This is a genomic window from Bacillus sp. MD-5 (genome assembly GCF_002201875.1).
Lineage (GTDB): Bacteria > Bacillota > Bacilli > Bacillales > Bacillaceae > Bacillus > Bacillus stercoris.
Map to the genome: position 1 here is coordinate 2,418,438 of NZ_CP021911.1, position 20,902 is coordinate 2,439,339.

Annotated in this window: 32 protein-coding genes and 3 pseudogenes; 4 read left to right on the plus strand and 31 right to left on the minus strand. The window is 38.4% G+C overall.

The features are described from left to right. From CDO84_RS12170 to CDO84_RS12240, 15 genes are all read right to left on the minus strand, one after another. Nucleotides 1-504, minus strand: a complete 504-nt coding sequence (locus CDO84_RS12170; protein WP_040082439.1) for an HK97 gp10 family phage protein — start codon at nucleotides 502-504, stop codon at nucleotides 1-3. After that, nucleotides 501-863 carry a YqbH/XkdH family protein gene (locus CDO84_RS12175; protein WP_040082438.1) on the minus strand — a complete coding sequence of 121 codons (363 nt, stop codon included), beginning with the start codon at nucleotides 861-863 and terminating at the stop codon, nucleotides 501-503. The genes CDO84_RS12170 and CDO84_RS12175 overlap by 4 nt, the downstream gene beginning before the upstream one ends. Beyond that, on the minus strand, nucleotides 860-1,255 hold the full coding sequence (gene yqbG / locus CDO84_RS12180; protein ID WP_015714318.1) for a protein YqbG: 396 nt from the start codon (nucleotides 1,253-1,255) through the stop codon (nucleotides 860-862). Before yqbG ends, CDO84_RS12175 begins: the two co-directional genes overlap by 4 nt. 4 nt (nucleotides 1,256-1,259) lie before the next feature. Then, on the minus strand, nucleotides 1,260-1,571 hold the full coding sequence (locus tag CDO84_RS12185) for a YqbF domain-containing protein (RefSeq protein ID WP_040082437.1): 312 nt from the start codon (nucleotides 1,569-1,571) through the stop codon (nucleotides 1,260-1,262). Between the two features lie 10 nt (nucleotides 1,572-1,581). After that, nucleotides 1,582-2,517 (minus strand): phage major capsid protein, encoded by a 936-nt coding sequence (locus tag CDO84_RS12190; protein ID WP_003229922.1) that lies wholly within the window; start codon nucleotides 2,515-2,517, stop codon nucleotides 1,582-1,584. A gap of 18 nt (nucleotides 2,518-2,535) precedes the next feature. Next, nucleotides 2,536-3,507 carry an XkdF-like putative serine protease domain-containing protein gene (locus CDO84_RS12195; RefSeq protein WP_040082429.1) on the minus strand — a complete coding sequence of 324 codons (972 nt, stop codon included), beginning with the start codon at nucleotides 3,505-3,507 and terminating at the stop codon, nucleotides 2,536-2,538. A gap of 156 nt (nucleotides 3,508-3,663) precedes the next feature. Next, on the minus strand, nucleotides 3,664-4,569 hold the full coding sequence (locus CDO84_RS12200) for a hypothetical protein (RefSeq protein ID WP_040082428.1): 906 nt from the start codon (nucleotides 4,567-4,569) through the stop codon (nucleotides 3,664-3,666). Nucleotides 4,570-4,613: 44 nt separating this feature from the next. Further along, complete coding sequence (locus CDO84_RS12205; protein WP_040082427.1) at nucleotides 4,614-5,531, minus strand: phage head morphogenesis protein; 918 nt, start codon at nucleotides 5,529-5,531, stop codon at nucleotides 4,614-4,616. Next, a complete protein-coding gene (locus CDO84_RS12210) occupies nucleotides 5,528-7,060 on the minus strand; it encodes a phage portal protein (RefSeq protein ID WP_040082426.1) in 1,533 nt (510 codons plus the stop codon). Before CDO84_RS12210 ends, CDO84_RS12205 begins: the two co-directional genes overlap by 4 nt. A gap of 3 nt (nucleotides 7,061-7,063) precedes the next feature. After that, on the minus strand, nucleotides 7,064-8,359 hold the full coding sequence (locus CDO84_RS12215; RefSeq protein WP_082032960.1) for a PBSX family phage terminase large subunit: 1,296 nt from the start codon (nucleotides 8,357-8,359) through the stop codon (nucleotides 7,064-7,066). After that, nucleotides 8,352-9,071, minus strand: a complete 720-nt coding sequence (terS, locus tag CDO84_RS12220) for a phage terminase small subunit (protein ID WP_040082425.1) — start codon at nucleotides 9,069-9,071, stop codon at nucleotides 8,352-8,354. The genes CDO84_RS12215 and terS overlap by 8 nt, the downstream gene beginning before the upstream one ends. A gap of 67 nt (nucleotides 9,072-9,138) precedes the next feature. Beyond that, a complete protein-coding gene (locus tag CDO84_RS12225; protein WP_004398685.1) occupies nucleotides 9,139-9,603 on the minus strand; it encodes a hypothetical protein in 465 nt (154 codons plus the stop codon). A gap of 143 nt (nucleotides 9,604-9,746) precedes the next feature. Continuing rightward, nucleotides 9,747-10,202 carry a hypothetical protein gene (locus tag CDO84_RS12230; RefSeq protein ID WP_040082424.1) on the minus strand — a complete coding sequence of 152 codons (456 nt, stop codon included), beginning with the start codon at nucleotides 10,200-10,202 and terminating at the stop codon, nucleotides 9,747-9,749. 92 nt (nucleotides 10,203-10,294) lie between these two features. Next, nucleotides 10,295-10,747 carry a hypothetical protein gene (locus CDO84_RS12235; RefSeq protein ID WP_040082422.1) on the minus strand — a complete coding sequence of 151 codons (453 nt, stop codon included), beginning with the start codon at nucleotides 10,745-10,747 and terminating at the stop codon, nucleotides 10,295-10,297. A 68-nt stretch (nucleotides 10,748-10,815) separates the two neighbouring features. Continuing rightward, entirely contained in the window at nucleotides 10,816-11,484 is a 669-nt protein-coding gene (locus CDO84_RS12240; RefSeq protein WP_040082421.1) for a hypothetical protein, read from the minus strand. 262 nt (nucleotides 11,485-11,746) lie between these two features. Here CDO84_RS12240 and CDO84_RS12245 point away from each other — a divergent pair, with 262 nt between their 5' ends. After that, nucleotides 11,747-12,106, plus strand: coding sequence for a BLB8/JUQZ-1 family protein (locus CDO84_RS12245; protein WP_040082420.1), 360 nt, complete (start codon nucleotides 11,747-11,749; stop codon nucleotides 12,104-12,106). Between the two features lie 147 nt (nucleotides 12,107-12,253). Here CDO84_RS12245 and CDO84_RS12250 read toward each other — a convergent pair whose 3' ends face one another. From CDO84_RS12250 to CDO84_RS12305, 13 genes are all read right to left on the minus strand, one after another. Beyond that, complete coding sequence (locus tag CDO84_RS12250; RefSeq protein WP_040082419.1) at nucleotides 12,254-12,463, minus strand: XtrA/YqaO family protein; 210 nt, start codon at nucleotides 12,461-12,463, stop codon at nucleotides 12,254-12,256. An 81-nt stretch (nucleotides 12,464-12,544) separates the two neighbouring features. Then, nucleotides 12,545-12,973 carry a RusA family crossover junction endodeoxyribonuclease gene (locus CDO84_RS12255; RefSeq protein WP_040082418.1) on the minus strand — a complete coding sequence of 143 codons (429 nt, stop codon included), beginning with the start codon at nucleotides 12,971-12,973 and terminating at the stop codon, nucleotides 12,545-12,547. Nucleotides 12,974-13,068: 95 nt separating this feature from the next. After that, the gene (locus CDO84_RS12260; RefSeq protein WP_080332533.1) at nucleotides 13,069-13,218 is read right to left on the minus strand and encodes a hypothetical protein; all 150 of its coding nucleotides are present in this window, start codon (nucleotides 13,216-13,218) and stop codon (nucleotides 13,069-13,071) included. Next, nucleotides 13,209-14,150, minus strand: a complete 942-nt coding sequence (locus tag CDO84_RS12265) for an ATP-binding protein (protein ID WP_082032959.1) — start codon at nucleotides 14,148-14,150, stop codon at nucleotides 13,209-13,211. Before CDO84_RS12265 ends, CDO84_RS12260 begins: the two co-directional genes overlap by 10 nt. Then, the gene (locus CDO84_RS12270) at nucleotides 14,032-14,709 is read right to left on the minus strand and encodes a DnaD domain-containing protein (RefSeq protein WP_156122886.1); all 678 of its coding nucleotides are present in this window, start codon (nucleotides 14,707-14,709) and stop codon (nucleotides 14,032-14,034) included. The genes CDO84_RS12265 and CDO84_RS12270 overlap by 119 nt, the downstream gene beginning before the upstream one ends. Before the next feature lie 76 nt (nucleotides 14,710-14,785). Beyond that, on the minus strand, nucleotides 14,786-15,640 hold the full coding sequence (locus CDO84_RS12275; RefSeq protein ID WP_040082413.1) for a recombinase RecT: 855 nt from the start codon (nucleotides 15,638-15,640) through the stop codon (nucleotides 14,786-14,788). A 2-nt stretch (nucleotides 15,641-15,642) separates the two neighbouring features. After that, a complete protein-coding gene (locus CDO84_RS12280) occupies nucleotides 15,643-16,602 on the minus strand; it encodes a YqaJ viral recombinase family nuclease (protein ID WP_021480130.1) in 960 nt (319 codons plus the stop codon). Between the two features lie 106 nt (nucleotides 16,603-16,708). Continuing rightward, entirely contained in the window at nucleotides 16,709-16,903 is a 195-nt protein-coding gene (locus CDO84_RS12285; protein WP_021480131.1) for a YqaI family protein, read from the minus strand. Beyond that, a complete protein-coding gene (locus tag CDO84_RS21420) occupies nucleotides 16,863-17,036 on the minus strand; it encodes a hypothetical protein (protein WP_156122885.1) in 174 nt (57 codons plus the stop codon). Before CDO84_RS21420 ends, CDO84_RS12285 begins: the two co-directional genes overlap by 41 nt. Then, a complete protein-coding gene (locus tag CDO84_RS12290) occupies nucleotides 17,033-17,290 on the minus strand; it encodes a YqaH family protein (RefSeq protein WP_021480132.1) in 258 nt (85 codons plus the stop codon). The genes CDO84_RS21420 and CDO84_RS12290 overlap by 4 nt, the downstream gene beginning before the upstream one ends. Next, on the minus strand, nucleotides 17,287-17,856 hold the full coding sequence (locus CDO84_RS12295; RefSeq protein ID WP_015714341.1) for a helix-turn-helix domain-containing protein: 570 nt from the start codon (nucleotides 17,854-17,856) through the stop codon (nucleotides 17,287-17,289). Before CDO84_RS12295 ends, CDO84_RS12290 begins: the two co-directional genes overlap by 4 nt. A gap of 73 nt (nucleotides 17,857-17,929) precedes the next feature. Further along, nucleotides 17,930-18,070 (minus strand): hypothetical protein, encoded by a 141-nt coding sequence (locus CDO84_RS12300; protein ID WP_032725213.1) that lies wholly within the window; start codon nucleotides 18,068-18,070, stop codon nucleotides 17,930-17,932. A 2-nt stretch (nucleotides 18,071-18,072) separates the two neighbouring features. After that, entirely contained in the window at nucleotides 18,073-18,312 is a 240-nt protein-coding gene (locus tag CDO84_RS12305) for a helix-turn-helix transcriptional regulator (protein WP_032722187.1), read from the minus strand. 155 nt (nucleotides 18,313-18,467) lie between these two features. On the opposite strand from CDO84_RS12305, the gene CDO84_RS12310 reads away from it, so the two are divergent. Next, a complete protein-coding gene (locus tag CDO84_RS12310; RefSeq protein WP_021480133.1) occupies nucleotides 18,468-18,821 on the plus strand; it encodes a helix-turn-helix domain-containing protein in 354 nt (117 codons plus the stop codon). A gap of 265 nt (nucleotides 18,822-19,086) precedes the next feature. Here CDO84_RS12310 and CDO84_RS12315 read toward each other — a convergent pair whose 3' ends face one another. Further along, complete coding sequence (locus CDO84_RS12315; protein ID WP_052438142.1) at nucleotides 19,087-19,254, minus strand: hypothetical protein; 168 nt, start codon at nucleotides 19,252-19,254, stop codon at nucleotides 19,087-19,089. Between the two features lie 256 nt (nucleotides 19,255-19,510). On the opposite strand from CDO84_RS12315, the gene CDO84_RS12320 reads away from it, so the two are divergent. After that, nucleotides 19,511-20,029, plus strand: a complete 519-nt coding sequence (locus tag CDO84_RS12320) for an ImmA/IrrE family metallo-endopeptidase (protein WP_040082410.1) — start codon at nucleotides 19,511-19,513, stop codon at nucleotides 20,027-20,029. Next, nucleotides 20,029-20,427 (plus strand): annotated as a pseudogene (locus tag CDO84_RS12325) (sigma-70 family RNA polymerase sigma factor); the annotation flags it as partial. The gene CDO84_RS12320 and the pseudogene CDO84_RS12325, both read left to right, overlap by 1 nt. A gap of 102 nt (nucleotides 20,428-20,529) precedes the next feature. Here CDO84_RS12325 and CDO84_RS21925 read toward each other — a convergent pair. Both CDO84_RS21925 and CDO84_RS21710 read right to left on the minus strand, forming a co-directional pair. Then, nucleotides 20,530-20,634 (minus strand): annotated as a pseudogene (locus tag CDO84_RS21925) (recombinase family protein); the annotation flags it as partial. Then, a pseudogene (locus CDO84_RS21710) lies at nucleotides 20,592-20,770 on the minus strand (hypothetical protein). The pseudogenes CDO84_RS21925 and CDO84_RS21710, both read right to left, overlap by 43 nt. Between the last annotated feature and the right edge of the window lie 132 nt (nucleotides 20,771-20,902).

The window sequence follows — 20,902 nt, forward strand, 5'->3', positions numbered from 1 at the left end:
TTAAAATTCTTCATCAATCCATTGCTGCAGCTTCCGCTCAAGGCTTCTCTCAAACATCAACTGAAATATAGCCATGGCGTTATCCCAAAAGCCAGAACCGTCGACCCATTGGAACTTCAGTAGCATACCGGAATTTCTTTCGGCAGGGTCATATTCGAAACTGTCGCCTTTCCACCGCCCTGGAACCCACCGTCTATCCTGATTTTTAGACGGATCGATAGTAAAGTGCCCATCATTGACGTATGAGGCGTATTCCAGATTTGTTCCAACATCCAACTTTAAGCTGCCTTTTGTCATTGAAAAGATATTATCCTGGTCACCTCGTTGAAAAGAGTTAAGCAAGCGGCGTGTGTCTACCGTTTTCGTCCTGATAATTTCATCTTGGATAATGTCTAGGAACTCGAAACCCATGGCTTCAAGCCACTGTTCGTATTTCCCTTTCAATCCTACTCGAGAAGCACGGTTTAATGACTGAATGAACTGATCAAGACCTTTGATCTTCATAAATATTCAACCTCCCGTACTGCCGTCACTTCCCAATGATGATTCCTGACTTTGCGGGGCTTCTGTAATTTATAAGCAGTACCATCCCAAACCGTCCTGTCATTTACTCGAATATCAGCAGTAGCAGGGAAATGCACAAGGAATGATTGATAAATAGCTACATTCGGTTCTTGTTGGATAATGGACTGACTCTTTTCTGTAAAATAACACGGCTGATTTTCTATGTCCGGCTCATCAGGGTACGAAAAAACCGGTTGAACATCTTCAACCGGCACCCCGAATTTTTGCTGTCTATTTTCTTTTTTCTCCTGCAGATGGTAAATGTCACATCTGTGAGTCAATAAGGATTGATAACTCATATTGATCTCATCCGCACTTTCGCTTCAATCCCTTCTAAATCAGGGTCAGCCGGTTTCACATAATCTTTTATTAATGCATACACATCAGGTTTTTGAAGAGAACTGCCATCCCCCAGAGTATATGAATAGTCACCAATTTTTTCAGTTGTATATCCTTTAATAATTGACTCGTCGCCATTTATAAGAGCATAAAACTGAGACAACTTTAATAGGGCCAGTCGAACCGTTTCAGGCAAAGGAATATACTCTGCATCTGTAAAATCATGTCCAACTTTAAGAATGATATCGGCAGTTGCCTCAAGTATATCCTGTTTTAACAACTCGTCAGGCCTGGTCTTTACAGACTCAAAAACTGAATAACTCTTTAATTCATCGGGAGTGATTAACAGCATAAGGTCACTCCCCTTTGTTATCTATTTCGTTAAGGATGTAGGCAATTCTTTCATCTGCGTTTTTGAAGTCAGACGGATTGCCACCAAGATTAGAAATAATGGATTCATGCTCTGCTTTATTCATACCTTTCAATTCTGATTCAGTATAATTTATCGGAGCATTCTTTTGATTATTAAGCTCTTGGTTTAGTACAAAATATGGGTTTTCATTTAAATACTCATAGAGCCTTTTTGGTACTGTTTGACTGACACCTGCTCGAAAGGTTATTCCCATGACATTGTATGTTTTGCCTTTAATAAGCTTTGCAGTAAACACGCCAGACCACCTACTCCTTCACTTTCACAATCTTGGCTACTGCGTCTTCTTCTTCAAAAACACTATCCAATTTCGCTGTCAGAACGATGATAAACATACGGCGACGGATGTCTTTATCTACTTCAATCCGAATGTTACGAGAGAATCCGAGAATGATATTCTTCGGATGAGTTAGGATGATATCAGAAACATCGGCTGCAGTATCTCCCTCTCCAATCGTATAAGGTTGTAAATTTGCAATACCTTTGATCGGAACACCAAAAGCGGATGAAAGGCCACCTTGAACAGCTGCATCCCCTAAATTTGTTTGACGATCAGCAACGCGGTCTTTCCATTCAACCTCAATACCAGGCGATGTATAGAAACGGAACTCCTGCGGAATTCGCAAATATTTTGGAGGTACAGCTTTGTACCCTCGCTTGAACGTTTGGCGTGTCAGTTCCTCACCTGCAGCATCAACAATGTGAGATGTAGCTTGTTTTCTGATGCCATCTAATTGTGCAAGATATGAGTCGGATGAAGATGTATCTCCATTTACAAGCAACTCTTCAATATCAACCGCAGCACGTTCAGCTATCATTTGCATAATTGTATTTTGAAGACCATCTTTTTCGATGTTGTTTTCAAGTGTGTCATAGGTAATGTTAACTTCAGCAATTACTTCTTTTGTGCTTAAGTTAACTGTGCTAGTTGATGGAACTGACTTTTGATCTTTAGTTAGCGCAACTCCCTCTTGGGCTGCCCTTAAAATCCGCTGACCAAAACCGATCTTCTCGATTTTCTGTGTGTCATGATCCATTTGAATAACTCGCGCATCTCTTAAAATAGTTGGCGTATCTTGAACCATTCGAATAAAAGTTGAAGCTTGAGTAGGATTCATAATCCCGCCGCTCTCTAAAGTAGAAAGCGTCATTTCTGCTTTATTAATAACCTCTTGATTTCTCATTCTTATCCTCCTTAGCCATTAAAACAACCCTGACCAGATTGATTTTTGAACTTGTTCGGAACCCGATTCTTCAGTTTGCTTAGATGTTCCGCGACTTTTTTCGATTGCTTCAATACGATCAGCGAGCGGTTGAACAGCTTCTGAAATTGCCTTTTTCAACTTCTCGCCCTCTTTTTCAGTCTCTTCTTCTTTTTCTTTATCTTTCTTATTAAGCTCTTCCTCTTTTTCTAATGTCTCGAGCCGCTTCTTAATTGGCTCTAATGCTTCTTGAATGGATTTAGTTACTTCCTCCGAAGTCATTTCTTCTTCCCCCTCTTCTGTTTCCACTTGGCTCAGTAAATTTCCAAGAGCGGTGTGAGCATTTTTGATTTCTTGCAGGTTTGAAGCGGAAAATTTTCTGCCCGCCTTTGTAACTGGCTCTTCATATGATTGCTGTTGCTTACCCGTAAAAAAGTTTTTGAGCAAATTAAAAAGCCCTTTCTCATCTGTTTTCTCTTGAGAAACAGGCTTTTCATCTTGTAATTCGATTGTCTCAGCTGTACCAGCCATTGAATAACCGGTAATTTCACCTTTTTTGATTTGCTCCCATATTTCTTCAGAAGCCTTTGTAACGAGGACCCATGAGCCCTTTCTGATAGTTTCCCCATTCATTAAAAAGTCGGCAGGCGCGACATAGGACTCAACCACCTCGCCGACACCACCCTGAAAATCATGTTGCTTATCAATTTTACGGGCATCTTTCAGGAATCCATGAGCGGCCTTTTCAATTTCTGCAGCAGTCATGAAATCACCGTGGGCGTCCACTGTGTTCGGTTCATAAACAATACCGTAAACAAGTTTCTGCTCGTCTGCTTCTTTCGCAAGAACCTTGACCTCTTTTTGAAAGTCCGGCTGTTTTTCTGATTTCATAAAAAAGAACTGCTTTTGATTAGCAGCCTTGTCGACATAAGAAACATGTGTGATTTTTGCGTTTACCAATTCTCTTGGCATGTTGTTCACCTCCTTCCAAATATTAAAAACGCCACTAAGGATTTAATGGCGTTAGAAGTGTACTAAATTTTAAAAAGAAGACAGATACATCCCTTTATAACCCCCAGCTCAACCTAGAGCTTCTATACCGTGTGTATAGTTATATGAAACACACATTTACACTTTTTCTACTTCTTCAAATTTTATTGTTTTTATAAACTGTATCGTGGCTAAAGTGTTTAGAAGTCTCAAGGCGTCGGCTTTTCCCCAATGTTGGGGATTATCTCTTCCATGAAGGATCCAATTTCTATTAATCATAGGCTGTCTTTCTTCATCAAATAAATGTGTTTTGAAGAGCTTGTCCTCAAAGAAATAAAAAATAGAATACGATGCAATCGCTAAATATTTATCGCTCTCATCAATCTTGTCTTTAAATTCACTCATCAATTTCATCCCGACTTTTAAACTCTCCGTTAACTCGCTCATTTCACCTTCAATAATTGTGATGAGTGTAGGGATAGATATCCTAAATCCACCTTCCACATATAATTCAAACGAGTGCTCGATAAGTTCTTTCCACCTATCACCTAGACCTTCCAATAAAACTTCTTTTAGTCCGTCAAGTTGCTTATAGTTATCTCTTTCATAATATGACACAAAGGTATTATCTAATTCCTTTTGATCGTAACCTAGGAATGCATCATCCAGATAAAATTGTATTGGAATTTCTTCAGTTAGAGTCCATCCATGACGAGAGTTATGATATGTAATTTTTTCAATTCTCGCATAATCAATTGTAATCTTTGGCAATTGCAAATTGATTTTAGGAAATGTTGGAATTGTCATTTCTTTAGCAGAAGATGCCATCTTCATTACCTTTTGAATTCTGTGAGCGTGATTAGTATGAACCACCTTTTCAAACGCTTTACGTTGTGCCATTAGCGACTCAAATCTTTTTCTTGGTAAATTTATTTTTCGGTGAAGAGAATGAATCTGAGAGGACATGCTGGTGGCCTTAAGAAGTTCACTATTTCTCTTCTCCATTTCTTCAAAAACCTTTGCGATCTGACTATAATAATTCAACCGCTTCACCTTCCGTTTTTTAGTAACGAGGTAATTATACTATTTTATTCCATGTTTGCTAAGGCTTCTCTCCGAATCTCTTTTTTTTCCTCGGCTGATAATCCTAAAATCTCGTTATCTACCACAGGCGATAAAACACAATGGCAGTTAACCCGCTCCCCCGCTGAAAGTTTAGGATCCCTCGGGAACATGCAAGTCTCGCTGCTACCTGGTATCTGAAATTCATCATCCACTCCAATGACTGTGCCGTCAAGATCGATGTGATTTTCACGCGGATTGTTTTTCTTCCCTCCGCTGTGCCGCCATTTCTTTTTCTTTACTGCCGGCGATTGTGCATATGATTCATGCTGAGCGGCAGAGGAAGCAGCAAGCACTTCAGTTATGGCCGTGGTCCGGGCCCGCTCCCTATCGAATTGCGGCATGTCTTTGAGAGTCAATTCAATGTCCTGGATAGATGCCCCGTCCTCGATAGCATCTGTCAGCACGTTTTCCACTGCCTCATGAGTATTCAGCTTCATGATCTCGGCCAGCTTTTCAGACCAACCTTTGATCCAATCCGCTGCCCTGGTAGATAAAGCTTCAAATGGGACATCCGGATCCAATGAATCCATGATCACTCCGGCCAGTTCCTCAACGGTCTGCTGCAGAAATCCCTCGGTAAGCTCCTGAAATTCTTCCTCGAAGTCATCTTCTGCAAATAAGTTCTGTGTAAAAAACATCAGAAGGGCTTCCAGCGTTTCTTTCGAGTCTTTACCTATAAAACCATTCAGCCCATCTAAAAACCTCTTACGCTGGCGTCTGAGCAATCTAGCGATGCCTTTTTCATATTCCTCCACATATTTGGGGATATTAAGTTTGCCAGGAAAGTCAGGTACCATCTCCCCCAATTGCTTATACTGATTTTCCTCGGCTTTTAGAATGAATGCGTTCAGACTCTCCAACAGCTTATCCGTTTTGTTCATCTCTTCAGATCCTCCAGAACATCCCGCATATCTTTTAATACCCCGATCATATCAGGAGTACCGTTCTTAGATTTAAACAGCGCAGCCAAAGGATCGGAAACGGACGACTCGTTAGTTTTACCAAGCGGCCTGTTGTATTCTTCTTCTGGCCATTCTTCAAGTGTCTTACCGAGTACCCGTCCAGCCAAATCGCGTAAATCATTCGGAGAAACTGCACCGGCTGTTATAAACGGTGTTAGAACCTTAGCAATTTCTAAAGGATCTCTAAAGTCTGGCCCTTTTAGCTGAAGACGAACCTTATGAATTTCAAGATCATTTAGAAATAAAGCATTCAGTTTACCTGTGATTAACTTTCGTTCAGGCTGAAAGACTTGTTCCTCAGTAATCTTTCTTGCTGTATCTGCAGTTGCTCTGTTGTAATCTTGAGCTTCACCTGTATAAAGTGGAGGCAAACGAAAAGCCGATCTAATTTTGTCTCGGCTCTTTTGGTCATATTCAAGAAACAAGGCATCCTCTTGAAGGATTTCAGCAAGTGATTTAATATCAACTTTCACTGGAGCAATCTCTTCATCACCATGAATGTTTTTCCCCTTCGCTATGCCTTCCGCTTCAAGCAAAAGAAACTTATGAGCATTCTCCACTCCTTCAAGCCCATTCATGTAATCCTGCAATTGTGTGTATGAGTCCTCAGACAACATTCCATTTTCTATTGTGATGGCAGCGGGAATATGTCTTCCTTGTTTGAAGTACATAAAGTTCAGCTCTTCAGCTTTACGAGCACCATACAAATTAACAATATGGCCAATCCATCTGGGCTTACCATAAGTACCGCTTCCTATCTTGAAATGAACCACTTCATTTGCTTGTTTTTCGAATGGTGTTTGTTCATCATATTGACCTGTCTCTAAATTTAAAATTCGTGGATCACCATATTCCTTAAAGTAAACCATACGGCCATCAATCATCTGAACATACTTTCGGAATCGTTTCTCTCTTTTTATTGATTTCATTTGTCCTTGTTCGAAGTACGTAAAATCAACTTCGATTGGTTCAGACAGTTTGCAAACTCGTACATTTTGAACGTCCATGTATTCAATGCCGGCTGGCTTATTTTCACCGTTTCGGATAACCTCAATAAATCCATTACCGGTCTTTTCTCGGTCTTCAATTACAAAGCCGAGTAAAGTCTCAGCTGACTCATCAAAGTGAAGATATTTAACGAACTCTTCAAGCTTTGTCCATTCACTTTCAGCTTCTATTTTTTCTTCATTTGTCACATCTGGCGAATTCACATCAAACGAGTACTCAAAATCAAATCCAAAGCCCACAATATTTGTCCTGTAGGCATCAACACATTGCTGTAAGATCGTTGAATACTCAGCAATCATCTTTAATTCTTTTAGGTTATACGGAGGAGGCAAAATATTGCTGTCATAGCTGTCAGCAAATTCATCTTCATAAATTTGTTTCGTTGATTCAGTAGGTGGAGAGGCTTTGATCACTCGTGCTTTAACAGATTGTTTTGACATGCTTTACCTCCTTCCTGGTCTTGATCTTTGCGATCTTCCTTTTGATTCTTCTTTCAAATCGGTTACCTCATAATCATCGAGAGCGTACCAGATAGCTGACAGTGTATGCGGGTCTATGGTGAACTCGTCTTCTATGATGTTCCCCAGCTTATCGGTAGCATAAGCAAGCGGCTTAAGCTCATAAATCGTGTTCTCGCAACGATCAGAGCAAATAATCTTCCTGAACCGTTTGATCTTCTTTGTGTATTGGAGGCGTGATCCTTGGTACTTACGGGCGCCCACCATATTGAAACCGTGTTGCTGAAAATAACGGATTGTCTTTGGCTCTGCTGAATCCGCCTTGATTAATTCTTTAGTCTCGGCAAATTCCTTGAGTTCTTCGGCTGTCTTATCATCCGTCAGTCCATTTTTGTAATACTCCCAATAGATATAGAGATATTTCTTTTCATGATCCACAGCAACCCTAACAACAGCGTTATACGACTCCACAAAACCAAAGTCCATACCAACTCGTTTAAGCGGGCGGTTAATATCTGCGATAGCCTTCAAAACCTCTTCATGCGGTCGCTCTTCGAATTGTGGCAATACCCGTATTCCATTCACGCCAAAATGACCTTTCCGCGCAATTCGGTAAAGGTCTGGATCGTATTCCTTCAATTCTTCAAGTTGCTGGACATAGCTTTCTGGCAGAAAAAGATTATCATCCGCCGTTGAGTGATGATAATAGGTGTCGTTGCTAACGATTATCCGCTTTTCATAAAGCTCCTTGTCATTTAACACAAAGCGTTTCTCCCTATCATCCTTGAAGAAATGCTTAAAAGTCCAATTATCTTCTCCTACTGGATTTGTTGAGAGAATCATATGAAGCGGCAATGTCGGGTGACGGAGACGTCCTAGAAGCTCCTTGAATCCCTCATACTTCACTTCAGAACATTCCTCAATCCAAATAAGCGAAATATTATTGATTGATTTCAGTTTGGCTGGCTTATCCATCCCTTTAAAGATGATTCTGCTGCCATTTGAAAAACGAATCTGCATTGGAGAAGATACGCACCTAACAATTTGACCTAATTTCAGATCACTTACAAGTTCATCAAAAAGAGAAAATGTTGAATCCCTATGTGTGTCGTACACTTCTCTGATAATAAGTGCAGTACGCTTTTCTATAAGCAATTTCAGAACAATCTTCAAAGCAACATGATAACTTTTGGATGACCCATAACCACCAACAAGAAACTGAAACTTTTGATTCCAGTCAAAAAGAAATTCTTTAAAATGAGGGTTTACCTGTTTAATCACTGTCATCACCTTTGTTCACAATGGTGATCTCAAAAGGTTTATCTTCTTCCGTAAGCTCTTCAATCTCTAATTTTTTCTTGTCTATACTTAAACGCATATGCTCCAATTTAAGGCGTCGTTCGTCTTCTGCATGAGCTAACACATCAAACTGTTTTATAAGGTTCCTGAGCTCCGCCATTGCCCGAGATTGAGCATTTAAGAACGTTGCATGACGATCCCAAGAAAATTGGAACTCATACTCTTTCTCTTCAATTTCGCTTGCCTCAGATAGGACAGACTTTTTCTGTTTCAATTCTTTAATCATTTCTTCCTTATCAGAAACAAACATAATCTTTTGCGCCCTTATTATTGCGGCATATTGGATCTGTATCTGATCCCATATCATATCGACAGGCGAACGTTCTTGAATCCCTTCCATGATGGATAGCGTTTCTTCTGGCAGGAACTTAGAGAAGAATCCATGAGTCACAGCGTTTTGATTTCCCTTAGGTGCGCCGCCATTATTACCTAACGCATTCTTGTTACCGAGTGGTGCACCTACTTTTTTTGTGTGCACACCTTTTTTTAAGGGTGCACCCTTTTTTCTTTGCCAACCATGGCGTTGTTTCCACGATTTAATGGTGTTCACAGATACCCCATATTTCTCGGCAAGGTCCTTGTATTTCATACCTTTGGCGTAATCCTTATACGCCTGTATGTGCTTATCAACCATCTACATTCACTGCCGCCTCCTTTTAGATTGAGTTGTTTTGAAAATAAAAAAGCTCCTCAAAAGAAGCTTAAATATGTTTTTTTATTAAATTAGTTATTTCATCAATCAACCGCTCAATATATTCTTGATTGAAGTTCACCTCAATTATTGGATCATCGTTCATAAAACCTCTTAATGCCACTTCAACTTCTCTTAAATAATTTATATATTCCTGTAACTTGATATTCAGTTCTTTATCAAAGAGTATTGAAAATTTCTTAACAATCAGTTCAAATGCCGATAGCTCTTTAAAATAATCAGTATGTAATTTTTCTAAGTATCCTTCTGGGTGATTATAGAACGGTACAAAGGCAGCAGCGGTTTCAATTCTTTTATTGTTAATATTATAAATCTCATCAATTAGTATATAGCCTTTTGTGAAAATTTCATTTCCTTTTCTATTCTTCTTTTGTAAAACATAATTAGTTCCACCTGTAAAAAAAACTGCTGTTATAGCACTAGTAATGACTGTACCAAAATCTATTTGAATCAATTTCATCCCCTCCTTTTACTAATTATCGGCAAAAGAGAGCGATACAGGTACTATTCGCAAAATTTGTCGAACGAAACTGTTGTATAAAACCTAAATTTAGTGGTGACGCAGGAATAATTCGCCGCGCCGACCTGCCTCCCATTTTACACTACAGATTTTTTCAGATTCAACAAACGCTCAAAGTGGCAATCTTGGCATAATTGGCTGATGAAATCATCTTTCATTTTGCGTACAGTTTCCCTTGAAATGCCAAGGTGAAGACTTATTGCGCGGTAGCTCATACCCTCCATCATGCAATCATAAATGACTTTATGCTGCTCACCTTGGATCTTTTCAGCCCCTAATTCAACCGCGTAGACTCGTTCTTCATAATACTTAAGACGTTTGAGAAGACGTTCCTCTCTCATATCCATTTGCCTTAACTCAGCCTGACTCTTCCCAGGACTTCCTTTCGGCATAGCAGCTTCTAATCCATATTGTGAAACACCCCAATTCTTCATGGGAATTACTGAACCATAGAGTACCCTCTGCAATCGATGAACCTCTTTTACCATCCAGTGATAGCTATTGATAAGATTTTCAATGTCTTTTCGATTCATGGATATGTCCTCCTTTTTAACGAATAAAAAAGAACACCAAACAAACAGCGTAAATGCTGTAAGTTCAGTGTCCGCAGGCTTTCCATCTTGGACTAAGAAACAATTTGGTAATCCCTTTTATACTCGGTAGAATCATTTTGGTTTAAGTCTTCTCGCATAGCAGACAACAATAATTTATATTCTTCCTTAGAATCCTTCCCTGGACTTTTAACTGCTTTAAAAAAATTATCTGCTGCATCACATACCTTATCTGATCCCCAAAGTGACAATTTATCATAAGTCTCTAAAGCTAGCGCTCTCACCTTTGATTTATCTGCATCTTCCACTCTATCTGTAATAAAGAATTGAAGTCCCTTGCACAAATCTTCGTATATCTCCCTTTTACGTTTAAGCATCTCTAAACGTTGTTGTGATTCTATGCTTAATTCTGATTTAATAGCTTCTAATTTTTTTGCTCCAAAGTAATAAACACCAAAGCCCACTAATATTGTAGCAGAAGCATTTATTAATGCATTTATTAACCCTGCTTCTAAAGCTGAATTCATTAAAAAAGTCACTCCCATTTAATTGATATAAAAATTTATATAGACAACCATTCAAATCTATCGCAAAACTAATACTCAAACCTGCAATATTTTAATGCTGAAGGACAATAAATCTCTAATGGTTTATCTATAAGAGAATTATCAATATTTTTCCATAACACTCTGTATTCTTTTTGATTTTTATATCTAATATCTTTAATTAGACCTGGGATTATATTAAAATTAGGGTCTTTAGCTTCGAATTTTAGTTCTCGATCAGTTAAGTATGTACATTTAGCAGCAGTCAATAAAAATTTCTTTTTCCTTAACATACATTTGTTTAGTTCGGTTAAAAATTGAGGGAAGTTTTCTATAATAAGACATGATCCCCCAAACTCTTTTTTAACATAATCATCATACTCCTCACAAAGACAATAGACGTAACAGTTATCATCTACCTCTTCAGTAATAAAATTACCCCCTGTGAGTTGGATATTACTTACTCCTTCAAAATTAAAAAATTGACTCAAATGTGCACCAAGAGGTGTATTCAAATCATTATCGGTAAATATATGTGAATTAAGAGTGACGTTCTTTGAAGCATGTCCCTCTAAATCATCTCCAATCACACTTCCATGTCGACTTTCAGGATAGTTATTTAAATGATTAACAAAAATCTTCTTTGTTGTTTCCAATTTTCTTAAAAAACATGGTTTCATAAATTTATATGCTTTGTGGGGTACAGTAATCGACCTCATTCTAAAAACTCCCTTTTATTCATGATTATAATCACAATTCCATTTTATTTCAATTTTCACACTATCATTCCATTCCTTCAACTTATTTTACTCACTCTACTGAGTATTTAAATCCTAAGTTTAATACCGAAATGTAGTATACAATTACAATCCATATCACAGAGTAACCGTTCACAAACAATTAACATTTATTTACAAGGAAAAACTTAACTAATGGTGAACTATACTAATGCACACAAGAAAATTAAAGGAGTGTTTTAGAATGAAATTAAGAAAATCTGTAGCATCCCTGCTTGCGGCCTCTGCTTTATCCTTCTCTATTGGTGGTATAGCATCTGCTCAAGAATCAGTTCAATCTAATCAACCCATGCATTTGAATTCATTATCAGAAGATGCCCCTTTTAAAACGATGGCTAGAAGCGTAACTATTAACGTAGGCAAATCTTATCCAATCGATGATAATGCTTCTTGGGCTGTCGTTGTTAAGGGGTCTCAGTATGTCGAAGTATCTGGTCGTGAAATTATTGGTTTGAAAGACTCAGGTAGTAATAAAGCAGAAGTTTGGATGTATAAATCAAACGGTGCTTTATTAGGAGCCCTTTATGTTACAGTTAGAAAATAGGATCTAAGAGCCTCTTTATAGAGGCTTTTAATTATATTCAATTATTAAAAACATACAGAGTTCTAATAATCCCAACTTCTAACCGGTTAACTGTTCACTTACAACCAGTTTCATGCTTATTTATGTTAATAGTAATGTTTCCTTAATTTATCCCCTCACCTTAAACCCAATCTCATGATCAACCCGCGCAAAGCTCCCCTTTACAGTTTGAATAACAGTTTTACCGTGCTCAGGAGCATCTAAGACATGTGCTGTACCTTGATTCCCATCTAAAACAATGATCTTAACTTTTCCTGGATCAATTTTCTGCTGAATAGTGAAGTCTTTTTTGATGTTTATTTCTCTTGGATTGTACACTCAAAGCGCCCCCTGTGTTATGATAGAAGTACCAGTTCATATCAAGAACACTGAGGCTAAGCGCTTCGGTGTTTTTTATTTTTAGGCAGAAAACTCTTTTATCTTGATCTCCACCCTCGGCTCTTCGCTATAAAACTTGCTTACTTTCAGATCCACAACCTGACTATCATCTTTGTAAATAAGATGGTTTAGAGCATCTTTCACACCCTTTACATAATTATCAACATCGGGCTTTGTAGTCGGCCGCAGAAGACCCTTTTCAGCTTTTTCTTTCTTCTTTGATGAGTTTGAAACTGACTTAGGCATTGGTCTGTACACTTTGACATCCATTGAGACAGGACCAGTAATAATTGTTTCTGGGCGATGCTGAGACGCAACCAAAGCTACATACTGTTTGAAATACTTTGATTTCGCTGGATCTCGCATATGCACCTTCCCATTTCGTATTGATCCACGCGGCCGTCCTTGTGCGACTGGCTCTCCATAAACAGTGAACTTAATGCAATCCAACTATTCTTTACCTCCCGTCAAGCTGTTCCCATAGCTGAATTTCTTTTTCTATACTCGGTGCGGAGAGTAAAATTGCCAGCAGAGACACGACTGCTTTAAGCACTCAGCATCCGCTCCATTTGCTTTATTTTTTCCTCAAGTAAACGGATAGTTGGTGTAAGATCTTTACCTTCTGTAGGACTTAAAGGTCCGAATATATAAAGTCCGCCAGTTGCTTTTACATTCGTTTTCTCCTTCATTCCCAATCACCTAACCTATGATTTAATTGCATTCGATCACCTTTAATAATCACTATGTAATCACGACACATCTGGTGAATTCGTGAACCAAGAGCCTCGTCTATATCCAGAATCTCATCGACTGTTAACTCCGAAGAAATCAGCAAAGGCTTGTGATTTAAATACCGGTAGTTTAAGACTGACTGGATTTGTTCAACCTGCCAGTCTGTAGCCCTTGGTTGACCGTTTATTGGTTTAAATAAATCATCAATGAATAGAACTTCGACCTTTCTCATGGCATCGAGTTTTGCTTCTAAATTGTCAAAGTCAGCTTTTAAATCACCCATGCCCTCTACGTAAGGAAAGTACATACAATGAATTGATTTTTTCTTGATCAGATTATTCATAATCGCTGTGAGCAAATGAGTTTTACCGCTACCTGGCTGTCCAAGTAATGCGATACTGTTTTGCCGTTCTCCTTTGATTTTTTGAAAATCTTTATAGTATTCCACTGCACATTCATAAGCATCTTTGATCATGTCTGGCTTACCGTCCGTGATGAAGTTACCAAAGAGAAGCTTTTCAAACTCTTCTGTAATGCCACTAGCTGACATGAGTCTGGCTATTTTCTTTCGTCTCACACATTCACACTGTTTTGAATAAGTATCTTTCCATTCACTAGCTTTGTCCGGCGTGCAAACCTTACCTAACAGAAAATCATCTTCAGGTACCATTTCATCTGGAACCATAAGATCTAACTGTTCATCCAAATGCCAAGGAGTGTCCTTATGTACCCGATAAACGACAATTCCACGATCCTTACAATAAGGACAATTAAATTCAGCCTTTTCTTCGGATGCGGCCTGTTTTGTTCCCAAAAAGCGGGCTGACTTTTCCCGAAGTTCCTGCATGATCGTTTGAAATGCGGTGTCTATACTGACTGCTTTGTTTATAGCCATATTGTTTCTCCTTTCTCTTTTGAGTGAATGGATTTGATAAAATGGCTTGAACGTATGACAAACTAGCTGCTTTCCCCTTTAATTGAAACGCTGTCTTGATAGCCTCCATCACTTTTTCTTCACCATAATCGTCGACCATGTATCCAATTCGCTGTGCCTCTATAGGACCGACTGACCGAGCAACTTTGTTTTCATATAGCTCAAAGACATTTTTCATTTTGTCATCAACCTCCTTATGTTCGATCTCAGCTGGTTCGAGAGCTTTTTTCTTCATGTAATTTCCTAGCTGTATGTAGTCTGCATAATGAAGTATGGTGACGATGAACCCTCTTTTCTGTGGAAGACGGTCCAATTTGATATATCCCTGTTTCTCCATTCGATCTAGTGAGTATTTGATCTGTGCAGCTGACCAGTTAAAATCTTTTGCAAGTTCCACAACTTTGATAATGGTCTGCCCAAGTTCTAGCTCTTGATTTGGCCTGTATTCAGCTCTTTTGAACAAGTGATCATAAATTTTTTCATCCCTAAACTCTTTGAATGGTAGTCGGGGTATGACCACATACCCCATTGCTTTTATGTCCAAGTCACTCACCTACTTCCTTTCACAGAGTGCAGTTATGTCACGGATGCCGACCTCAATCGAACGGAAGTTCATCGTCTTTTATATCTACAGGCTTGCCGTCAAAAGGATCAGCTTCCTGCGAGGTTGTTTTTTCTGTTTCTTCTTTATCTGAAGTCTCGGAATCGATAATTTCTGAACTGTCTGCCTCATTGGTAATGTCAATCCGTTCCCTTGTTTCATCTTCCTCAATAACTGCCTTTTGCATTTCAACAGAGAGAATCCCCCACTTGCTCAAAACTGCTTTTAATACAGTTTTGAGAGCCATCGCATCCCAGTCATTTTTCCATCCAAAATCAGACTTACTGAATTTCTTTTTGTGCTTCTCTACTTGTGCCTTTGTCCAGTACACTGTTTTTCGAAAGCCATTTATCAACTCAAAATAAGCTGCATAACCAATTACCGCGTCTGATTCTCGTTTTTCAAAATCAATCTCGATCTCCTCAGTCAACGGATTCCACTTCTGCAATTCGCCTTCATGAATCGGTATGCAATTGATGGATTTATATTGACCTGTTCGTAAGGCTAGCTGTATATATCCTTTGTATCCTAGCTGGAATTGAGCCTTACCCCCGTAAGGAACAATCCAGGCATATCCTAAGTTTTTATCTATAGGCAGATCGAGTGTAGCTGCCACCATTGCTGAGGATATGACGCTCATAGGATCTGTTTTCTGTAGCATCTGCTCGCTGTTATAAAGGCTTAAGATAGAAGCAGTAAACTGTGTAGCCCTCTTCCCCAACACTTCCTCAAATCGCTTAATAACGGATGGTGAGGAAAGCAAGCCTTTCATGGTTGCTCCTTGAGATTGCACAGGTGCGTTTTTCTGTTTCTTTTGGATGCTGTTTTTGATTGATTGATTAGTAGCCATAATCAACTAACCTCCTTGATTCCAAAACGTCTGAAATGAGTTTCCTTTTTGACCTTCTCGTAAATATCCGGAAACTGCTCTTTCAGCTTTTTCGTGTCAACTCGATTTGAGATAACAGGCTTCCAGCAAGCTTGGTAGTTTCCGATAAACCCATACTCTGCATCCTTCATTTCGTGTTTGATCTGGTTTTCTAATTCTTTTGCTTGGCTTTGAAGCTCTGAGATCTGTTCTTTAAGAAGCAAGTATTGTTGGATACGTTCTCGATTAGCCGCTGTTAAATCAATAGCTTTGTTATTTTCCGTTTCGGCATATCGTTTTTTGAGATATTCCTCCGCCGCACTTGAACCATCTAAAGCAGGAGCTTGTCCGCCTAAGACCTTGTCATTCCAGAACTCAATCTCTGCTTTAAAGATCATGTCAATTAACTCGTCGTCTCGCTCAATCTCTTTCCAGACAAATTTGTTCCCGCCAATCAGCACAGCAAAATAAGCTTTCCGATATTCAGGTCCAAGCACACCCAGATAATGCTGTACCTGAACGATATAGCTCTCGGGGATTTCTTCGTCTTCCCATTCTTTTAAGTTGTAGGCAGAGGTTGTTTTACATTCAAGGATCGCTTTTTCACCAACAATCATCCGATCTACATTAGCCAGTATGAAATCATGTTCTGGATGTCTGAGTATTGCTTTTTTACGTCTAACCTTCTTGCCACTACGTATCTCAAATTCTTTTGCAACAATGTCTTCAAGCAATGATCCAAAATAAGCAGCTTCACTTTGCGATTCACTTACAGGGACCTGTCCTGTTTTGTCTAACCATAATTCAAAAGGTGTCTTCCACTTGTTTAACCCCAAGATAATGGATGCATCTGAGCCGCCAATTCCTTTTCTTCTTTCAATAAGCCATTCATCGTGACTCATTTCAGAAGTCTTAGCAAGAACCTCAGCCCGTTTGCTTGTCATACCACCTAACCTCCCATTGTTTTTATTGAGGCTATCTGATAAAATATTTGCACATGAGTTTTTTTAGATAGCCTTTAAAGAAGTCCACTTTGCCGAGTGGGCTTTTTTATTGCGCATTTTTAAATTCAAAACCAAGTTGCTCCCTTAGATATCTTTCCAAGTTCTCTCTGAGAATGATTTCGCCGCCATCAATTATATAATCATCAACTGGTGTTACTTCATCACCGTAAAAATCTATTTGCACATCCGTTTCAGTCAGCTTATCGTGCCAGTTGTTTATGACCATTGGATTTTCGACCATTCATATTCTCCTCTCTGAATTTGTCTGCACGTATATCCCATAACAGATGGAATTCACTATTGTTACGAATCATCGCACACCATTTACGAACTTCCAGAGCAGTTGCCGGTTTATGAACAAAATGAACCATTATCCTATACACCTGCTCACTACAGTTAAGTTGATACCTTGCTGTTGCATTTTTAATGCCGTTTCATAAAGACGTCCTTTGTTTGCAAGCCGGCTAATATCCTCAGTAAGAACCTTGATGCTTCCAGCAAGACTAATCGCTTCTTCATAATCACCATCACGTAATGCCTCTGCCAGCATGATTGATAGCTCTTCTGCTGATTCGATTTTTCTTTTTGCGATAGGAACATCTGACTTCAAGAAATGATTAGTATTCATACTGAAACCGCCTGCCTTCCTTCTTGTTTTGCCATAGCCACTTGATCAACTAAAGCTTTCCGTGTCCACCTATCTGCAAGCTCCTGCATTTTCAACCCGTGAGTACGAACAAGTGAATAAATCAACGTTTTGTTAGCCGCAATCAAATCAAAAATCTGCTTAATATCGGCCATCGGCAGCTCCTCTGTTTTACCTGGTCGGTTATCCGTAAGCCAACGGGCTAAATGTTTGGTTGCTTGCAGTGCTTCCTCCAATTGGTGAACCATATTAATCACCGCATTACTTGCACATTCATTGAGTGCCGGATCAATAGGAGCAGCGGCTGTAGGATGAAGTTTAAATAAGTAATGGACAAGATCAATATGTTCATAGGCATCGCACTTCTCAAACCATTTAATACATAACTCCGGAGTAAGCTTGGCAAGTCCATTTTCAACATCTGAAACATACCTTTGATCCTTACCTCCGATTAGCTTTCCGATTTGGTATTGGGAAAGACCTGCAGCCTTTCGAGCACTACGCATAATCTGCGGTAAATTCCGCATGTTGTATGGGTTGTTCTCCATATGTTTGCCTCCTGATATATTGAGTTTTCAGTTTTAAAATTGAAGTTAAAAGACCATGCTGTTTATAAATGACTTAGGCTGATTCCTTTTTCTTTTGTTGTGCAAGCTTCTCTTGATGCTCATTCATTCGCTGAACAAGTATGCCACTGAGGTATTTGTAAGCTTTGGCCTCTGCCAGTTCAAACAGCGGTCCTTTTTTCAAGATGACTTTCATAATTAAGCCCCCTTATCTGTCCTTGTCTTATATTCAGGACACATTTTGTGTCTACTTTGCGTAAAAAAAATTTCATCTACAGTTGTTCCATAATAGTCTGCAATCTTTTTGGCCAGACTTAAGGAAGGAGTTCTATCCCCTCTTTCAATAGCCCCTAGCATCTGTGGAGTTATGTTTAAGTCATTAGCAACTACTGTTCTTGACGTGTTTCCACGTAAGGAAAACAAAACTTCTCTTTCCACTTATAACACCCCCTTAGAAACGTTTTGTTTCCTTCCACGATTTATAATATACAGGACACAAAACGTGTCCGTCAAGTGTTTTTAGAAACTTTTTGTTTCTAAATGTAGAAACGCTTAGTTTCCAAGTTATAATTAATAACAAGGAGTGAGTGTATATGTTAGGTAAAAGGATAGCAGCTTTAAGAAAAGAAAAAGGTCTAAGCCAATATGAACTCGCAGACAGATTAGGCTTTTCAAGAGGAAAACTTGCTAATTATGAACAAGGCACTCGCGAACCTGATTACGAAACATTAATCAAAATAGCCGACTTTTTTGATGTATCTACAGACTACCTTTTAAGAGGAAAAGATAAATCATCCAATATAATCACTGACGATGCAAAAAAAGTGTTAAACGATCCTGAAACATTCCTTGCAGCTAAAGACGGTGAAGTAACTGATGAAATTCTACAGGCTGCTTTGGAGATTATAACGGAGCAATTAAAGGAAAGACGGAAATCAGATAAATAAACGCAGTTAGTTTATTATTATTTATTTCTGTTTATTATGTTTAATTCTGTTTACTAATAAGATTTAGATTCTCATTTATATCTCAATCATATCCTCATTTATAAAGTGATTTTTGAATCCTTGAGAAACCCTTACATGACAAGGGTTTTTGTTGTTTTTCTCATTTATATTTTCATTTATGTTTCTTTTATATTCTCATATAAAAAATTGAGCGTTTATTGTGAGGAAAATTGCAGAGTATCGAAATGGAAAAGGGGGCTTCTTGTTAAAAACCTTGCAAGGTGTATGTGAAAAAAATAAACAATACAATTATCGTAACAACAATAATTGTTTCTTTAATAAAATTTTTATTATCTTCATTCTCTTGTTTCTTTTTTTTAATCTCTTCTCTGTATTTTCTTTGAACCTCTTTCTTCTTATCATTAATTTTCATGATTAAACTCCTTGAATTCCATTTTATTTTCTTTGCCCCTTCACTTGCAATTTTAATACTTTACAAATAATTACACCAGTGAATAAAGGATTGGCAATTGCTTTTCACTCAATGGTGTAATTCAGCTCGCTTTTATTAAACAAATTCATATACCCTCGCCTTAGATGCATTTTCCTATGAAAAAAGTCTTAGTTTTCCCTATAATATTTAACGAATCCAATTTTTAGATTGTCGTATTTTAAGGAGGTTTTTCATCTTGAGGTATACAAACAGTCATTTAGAGGATTGGATTGAAAACTTATACAGGAAGATTGATATTACAGAGCCTGAACAAATTAATTTTGAACGGATTGCCGAGGCTTTAGATATTAGGCTGTCGTTTAAACCTGTTACAAGCTTCGCACTTAAACACAGCGGAATTTATAATATATGCTTGGACAGCCGAAAAAGCCGAACTGAACAATGGTATGATTTCGCTCATGAATTTTGCCATATATATAGACATGAAGGCGATAAAAAAACAATGCCTGCAACTTGGACAGATTATTTAGAGTGGCAGTCCAATTATTTTACATATCACTTTTGCATTCCAACTTTCATGTTGCGTAATATTAATCTTTCGTACATACAATCACATGCAATTGAAAATATAGCTTGGTTATTTAAGGTATCCCCTTCGTTTGCGAAGAAACGTTTGAGCATTTATTACAGGAAGCTGACTCAACCTTTATTTAATCAAACAGTTACGGGAAATCTGTGCACCCCCCTTTTGTAATTAATAATGAAATCCTCATGCATTTGCGCGCATTGAAAAAAACAAAAAAAGATGTGTCCCTTCACGATCCGATCGGGCAGGATAAGGAAGGGAATGAAATAAGCCTGATTGATGTTTTGAAATCAGAAAACGAAGATGTGATAGACACGATCCAGCTCAATATGGAACTTGAAAAAGTGAAACAATACATTGACATTTTAGATGACCGTGAAAAGGAAGTGATTGTCGGGCGGTTTGGACTTGATTTGAAGAAGGAAAAAACGCAGCGTGAGATTGCCAAAGAACTCGGGATCTCGCGCAGCTATGTATCGCGGATTGAAAAGCGGGCGCTGATGAAGATGTTTCATGAGTTTTATCGGGCAGAGAAGGAAAAGCGGAAGAAGGCGAAGGGGAAATAATGCAGAAGAGGCCGGATCTCATATTCCGGCTTTCTCTATTTTACTAAAGTTTCTATTAAAAGAAATAGAAAAAGAGTTATGAACATCATTTTTGTTATCACTGATAAGCTCTCCTGAAAATCCTTCATCGGCATACTTCAACACATCCTTAGTCCCTGCTTTCTTTATGCAGGCTTCGATCTGGCTGTCGATGCTCGATCCCTTGATCGCTTGTTCCTCGGTCGATACCCTTACATATATTGCTATCACCCTGGATCTCCTTCCTATAAAGTTTTATTAAATAATGATAGCAATCGTTAATGCATTTGTCAGCTTGCGGTCCCTCGATGATTATTACCTTCATAAAATGCATCCCCCCTTGGGTATGCTATGTAAAAGGTGTTTGTCCAAATGCTGGATTTAAAACACATTAGTTAATATTCTTGGAATGAGTTTAGATATTCTAAATTTTATTGTTATTAGCTTGTAATTAATG

What these genes read in the sequence shown, in the direction of transcription:
- yqbG (WP_015714318.1), bottom strand. Translation starts at nt 1,255, where the DNA reads ATGCTGTTAATCACTCCCGATGAATTAAAGAGTTATTCAGTTTTTGAG.
- CDO84_RS12290 (WP_021480132.1), bottom strand. Translation starts at nt 17,290, where the DNA reads ATGAATACTAATCATTTCTTGAAGTCAGATGTTCCTATCGCAAAAAGA.
- CDO84_RS12265 (WP_082032959.1), bottom strand. Translation starts at nt 14,150, where the DNA reads ATGGCTATAAACAAAGCAGTCAGTATAGACACCGCATTTCAAACGATC.
- CDO84_RS12205 (WP_040082427.1), bottom strand. Translation starts at nt 5,531, where the DNA reads ATGAACAAAACGGATAAGCTGTTGGAGAGTCTGAACGCATTCATTCTA.
- CDO84_RS12170 (WP_040082439.1), bottom strand. Translation starts at nt 504, where the DNA reads ATGAAGATCAAAGGTCTTGATCAGTTCATTCAGTCATTAAACCGTGCT.
- CDO84_RS12235 (WP_040082422.1), bottom strand. Translation starts at nt 10,747, where the DNA reads ATGAATTCAGCTTTAGAAGCAGGGTTAATAAATGCATTAATAAATGCT.
- CDO84_RS12275 (WP_040082413.1), bottom strand. Translation starts at nt 15,640, where the DNA reads ATGGCTACTAATCAATCAATCAAAAACAGCATCCAAAAGAAACAGAAA.
- CDO84_RS12195 (WP_040082429.1), bottom strand. Translation starts at nt 3,507, where the DNA reads ATGCCAAGAGAATTGGTAAACGCAAAAATCACACATGTTTCTTATGTC.
- CDO84_RS12210 (WP_040082426.1), bottom strand. Translation starts at nt 7,060, where the DNA reads ATGTCAAAACAATCTGTTAAAGCACGAGTGATCAAAGCCTCTCCACCT.
- CDO84_RS12295 (WP_015714341.1), bottom strand. Translation starts at nt 17,856, where the DNA reads ATGGAGAACAACCCATACAACATGCGGAATTTACCGCAGATTATGCGT.
- CDO84_RS12310 (WP_021480133.1), top strand. Translation starts at nt 18,468, where the DNA reads ATGTTAGGTAAAAGGATAGCAGCTTTAAGAAAAGAAAAAGGTCTAAGC.
- CDO84_RS12285 (WP_021480131.1), bottom strand. Translation starts at nt 16,903, where the DNA reads ATGGTCGAAAATCCAATGGTCATAAACAACTGGCACGATAAGCTGACT.
- CDO84_RS12315 (WP_052438142.1), bottom strand. Translation starts at nt 19,254, where the DNA reads ATGAAAATTAATGATAAGAAGAAAGAGGTTCAAAGAAAATACAGAGAA.
- CDO84_RS12280 (WP_021480130.1), bottom strand. Translation starts at nt 16,602, where the DNA reads ATGACAAGCAAACGGGCTGAGGTTCTTGCTAAGACTTCTGAAATGAGT.
- CDO84_RS12300 (WP_032725213.1), bottom strand. Translation starts at nt 18,070, where the DNA reads ATGAAAGTCATCTTGAAAAAAGGACCGCTGTTTGAACTGGCAGAGGCC.
- CDO84_RS12245 (WP_040082420.1), top strand. Translation starts at nt 11,747, where the DNA reads ATGAAATTAAGAAAATCTGTAGCATCCCTGCTTGCGGCCTCTGCTTTA.
- CDO84_RS12240 (WP_040082421.1), bottom strand. Translation starts at nt 11,484, where the DNA reads ATGAGGTCGATTACTGTACCCCACAAAGCATATAAATTTATGAAACCA.
- CDO84_RS12175 (WP_040082438.1), bottom strand. Translation starts at nt 863, where the DNA reads ATGAGTTATCAATCCTTATTGACTCACAGATGTGACATTTACCATCTG.
- CDO84_RS12190 (WP_003229922.1), bottom strand. Translation starts at nt 2,517, where the DNA reads ATGAGAAATCAAGAGGTTATTAATAAAGCAGAAATGACGCTTTCTACT.
- CDO84_RS12230 (WP_040082424.1), bottom strand. Translation starts at nt 10,202, where the DNA reads ATGAATCGAAAAGACATTGAAAATCTTATCAATAGCTATCACTGGATG.
- terS (WP_040082425.1), bottom strand. Translation starts at nt 9,071, where the DNA reads ATGGTTGATAAGCACATACAGGCGTATAAGGATTACGCCAAAGGTATG.